Genomic DNA, 4,257 nt, shown 5'->3' with positions numbered 1-4,257 from the left:
CCGGAGCGGGAGGTGTTCGAGGCGGCGGTGGCGACGGTCTTCACCCGCGACGCCGACCTGGACGTGAACGCCCTGCACACGGGTCCCACAGGCCGACGCATCGACCTCCCCACCTACCCCTTCCAGCACAACCGCTACTGGGCGACCGGTTCGGCGACCGGTTCGACCGGCACCTCGGCAGCCGCGCGCTTCGGCCTGGAGTGGAAGGACCACCCCTTCCTCAGCGGTGCCACGCCGATAGCCGGTTCCGGCGCGCTGCTCCTCACCGGCAGGGTGTCACTCTCCGCCCACCCGTGGCTGGCCGACCATGCCATCTCCGGCACGGTGCTGTTGCCCGGCACGGCGATCGCCGACCTGCTGCTGCGGGCTGTCGAAGAGGTGGGCGGCGGAGGGGTCGAGGAACTGACGCTCCACGCGCCCCTGCTCCTCCCCGAGCGCGGCGGACTGCACGTCCAGGTGCTGGTCGAGGCGCCCGACGAGCAGGGACGGCGTGCCGTGGCCGTTGCCGCACGCCCGGAGGGCGCCGGACGGGACGGTGAGGAACCGGAGTGGACCAGGCACGCGGAAGGCGTGCTCTCCTCCGCGGAGCCGGCCGCTGCCGGCATGGCCTGGGCTGCCGGGGCCTGGCCACCGGCGGGTGCCGACCCGATCGACGTCGAGGAGCTGTACGACGGGTTCGCCGCGGACGGTTACGGCTACGGCCCGGCCTTCACCGCACTGTCCGGCGTGTGGCGTCTCGGCGACGAACTCTTCGCCGAGGTGCGGCGGCCCGCAGTGGGCGCGAGCGCGACCAGTGACGGATTCGGCATCCATCCGGCCCTGTTCGACGCCGCCCTCCACCCGTGGCGCGCCGGCGGGCTGCTGCCCGACACCGGCGGCACCACGCTGGCGCCCTTCTCCTGGCAGGGCATCGCGCTCCACACCACCGGAGCCGAGACGCTCCGCGTCAGGCTGGCACCCGGGGGCGGCGGCACCGAATCCGCCTTCTCCGTACAGGCCGCCGATCCGGCGGGCACCCCCGTCCTCACCCTCGGTGCGCTGCTGCTGCGCCCGGTGACCCTGGGGAAGGAGGAGACGCCTCAACCGCTGTACCGCGTCGACTGGCAGCCGCTTCCGCACGCGATCGAGGCATCCGGCGCCCAGGGCTGGACCGTGCTCGGGGCCGCCGCGGCCGAGACGGTCGCGGAGCCCGCCGCCCACGCGGACCTCACCGCCCTGCGCACGGCTGTGGCGGCGGGAACCCCCGTGCCTGGGTTGGTGGTCGTGTCGACGGTGGACACCCCGCTCGACGAGATACCCGTGGTGCCGGACGCGGACGCGGACACTCCCGCCCGTACGGGTGACGGCTGGGACGACGACCCCGTACGTGTCGCCCTCGGGCGCGGCCTGGCCCTGGTCCGGGAGTGGGTCGAGGACGAACGGCTGGCGTACTCCCGGTTGGTCGTCCTGACCCGGGGTGCGGTGGCGGTCGGTCCCGGCGAGGTGCCGGACCTGGCGGGCGCGGCCCTGTGGGGGCTGCTCCGCTCCGCGCAGTCGGAGTACCCGGACCGCTTCACCCTCCTCGACCTGGACGATTCGCCCGCGTCCCGTACGGTGCTGCCGCACGCCCTGGCCTCGTACGAACCGCAACTCGCCCTGCGGACGGGCGAGCTGCTGGCACCGGCCCTGGTCCCGATGGCCCCGCCGCCGGCGACGACCGCTCCGGCGCCGGCAGCGGCCCCGGCGGCGACGGAGGCACCGGCCACCGCGCCCGGTCCCGACGGCCCCGCCACGGACTCCGTGTTCGACCCGGAGGGCACTGTACTGATCACCGGCTGCACCGGCGCCCTGGGACGGCGCGTCGCTCCGCACCTGGCACGTCGGTACGGCGTACGCCACATGCTCCTGGTCAGCAGGCGCGGACCGGACGCCCCGGAAGCCGGCCCACTGGAACGGGAACTCACCGGCCTCGGCGTCACGGTCACCTTCCTGGCCTGTGACCTCACCGACAGTGAGGCCGTACGGAAGGCCGTCGCCGAGGTGGCGCCGGAACACCCGCTGACCGGTGTGGTGCACACCGCGGGCGTGCTGGACGACGGCGCCCTGACCGGCCTGACCCGGCAGCGGCTCGACACCGTGCTGCGGCCCAAGGCCGACGCCGTGCGGAACCTCCACGAGGCGACTCTCGACCGGCCGTTGCGCGCGTTCGTCCTGTTCTCTGCCGCCGCCGGGCTCCTGGGCCGCCCCGGGCAGGGCTCCTACGCCGCCGCCAACGCGGTACTCGACGCGTTCGCGGAAGCCCGACGTGCGGCCGGACTGCCCGCCGTGTCCCTGGCATGGGGCCTGTGGGACGAGCAGGTGGGCATGGCGGGGGGCCTCGGCGACCTGGCCCTGCGCGTACTGCGCCGGGACGGCATCGCCGCGATACCCCCGGAGCAAGGGCTCGACCTGCTCGACCTGGCCCTGACCGGCCACCGGGAGGGACCCGCCGTCCTCGTCCCCCTCCTCCTCGACCGGGCAGTCCTGCGCCGCACGGCGAAGGAGCGCGGCGCGGCCACCATGTCCCCCCTGCTGCGCGGCCTGCTGCCCGCCGCCCTGCGCCGCCGCGACGGAACCGGCACCCCCGCGGCGGCCGACCGGCACGGCAAGGAGGCCGACCCCGGTGCCGGACGTATCGCGGGGATGGTGGCGCTCGACCCGGCTGAGCGGTCCGCGGCCGTCCTGGACCTCGTCGCCGAGCAGGTCGCCGAGGTCCTCGGGTACGCGTCGGCCACCGAGATCGAGCCCGAACGACCCTTCCGGGAGATCGGCGTCGACTCCCTGGCGGCGGTGGAGCTGCGCAACCGGCTCAGCCGCCTGGTCGGCCTGCGGCTGCCGACCACGCTGTCCTTCGACCACCCCACGCCGAAGGCCATGGCGGAGCACATCGACGGGGAACTGCCCCGTCCGGCCGGAGCCCCGCCCGCGGACGCGGCGCTGGCGGGGATCGGCGACCTCACGCGGGCGGTCGCCCTGCTGGGTGCGGACGACGCCCGCCGCGCCGAGGTACGGGAGCGGCTCGTCGGACTGCTGTCTGTGCTCGACACCCCTGGGCGGAACGGCACGGCCCCCCGCGGTCGCACCGCCGCACCCGGCGGTGCCGAGGGCGCGGGAGCGACCGTGACGGACCGGCTCGACGAGGCGACCGACGACGAGATCTTCGCCTTCCTGGACGAGCAGCTGTGACCACACCGTGGACCGACCGCATGCCGAGGAGTTGGTGGCAGCAATGAACGCCGAGAACGACAAGATCCGCAGCTACCTGAAGCGTGCCACCGCCGAACTGCACAAGACCAAGTCCCGTCTGGCAGAGGTCGAGTCGGCGAGCCGTGAGCCGATCGCGATCGTCGGGATGGGCTGCCGTTACCCGGGTGGTGTGGCGTCGCCGGAGGAGCTGTGGGACCTGGTGGCGTCCGGTACGGACGCGATCTCCCCGTTCCCCGTCGACCGCGGCTGGGACGCCGAAGGACTGTACGACCCCGATCCGGAGGCGCTGGGGCGCAGTTACGTGCGGGAGGGCGGGTTCCTGCACTCGGCGGCGGAGTTCGACGCGGAGTTCTTCGGTGTCTCGCCGCGGGAGGCGGCGGCGATGGATCCGCAGCAGCGGTTGCTGCTGGAGACGTCGTGGGAGGCGTTGGAGCGGGCCGGGATCGTCCCCGCGTCGCTGCGCGGGAGCCGTACCGGCGTCTTCACCGGCGTGATGTACGACGACTACGGGTCGCGGTTCGACTCGGCTCCGCCGGAGTACGAGGGCTACCTCGTGAACGGCAGCGCCGGCAGCATCGCGTCCGGGCGGGTTGCCTACGCGTTGGGGTTGGAGGGGCCGGCGTTGACGGTGGACACGGCGTGTTCGTCGTCGCTGGTCGCCTTGCATCTGGCGGTGCAGTCGTTGCGGCGGGGTGAGTGCGACATGGCGCTGGCCGGCGGGGTGACGGTGATGGCGACGCCGACGGTGTTCGTGGAGTTCTCGCGGCAGCGGGGGCTGGCGGTGGACGGGCGGTGCAAGGCGTTCGCGGAGGGGGCGGACGGTACGGCGTGGGCCGAGGGTGTGGGTGTGCTGTTGGTGGAGCGGCTGTCTGATGCGCGCCGTCGTGGTCATCGGGTGCTGGCGGTGGTGCGGGGCAGTGCGGTCAATCAGGACGGTGCGAGCAATGGGCTGACGGCGCCGAGTGGTCCGGCTCAGCAGCGGGTGATCCGTGACGCGCTGGCGGATGCGGGGCTGACGCCCGCCGACGTGGA

2 protein-coding genes are annotated in these 4,257 nt (G+C 74.1%); both read left to right on the top strand.

Annotation, left to right across the window (positions count from 1 at the left end; all coding sequences use genetic code 11):
* Positions 1–3,204 (top strand): type I polyketide synthase (locus tag ACZ6EG_RS33980; protein ID WP_469610503.1); only part of this gene is annotated, 3,204 nt, incomplete at its 5' end.
* A 43-nt stretch (positions 3,205–3,247) separates the two neighbouring features.
* On the top strand, positions 3,248–4,257 hold a 1,010-nt coding region (locus ACZ6EG_RS33975; protein WP_469610506.1), incomplete at its 3' end, for a beta-ketoacyl synthase N-terminal-like domain-containing protein.

The sequence above is a fragment of the Streptomyces sp. NPDC041968 genome (genome assembly GCF_055589025.1).
This window is presented reverse-complemented; position numbering and strand designations above follow the sequence as displayed.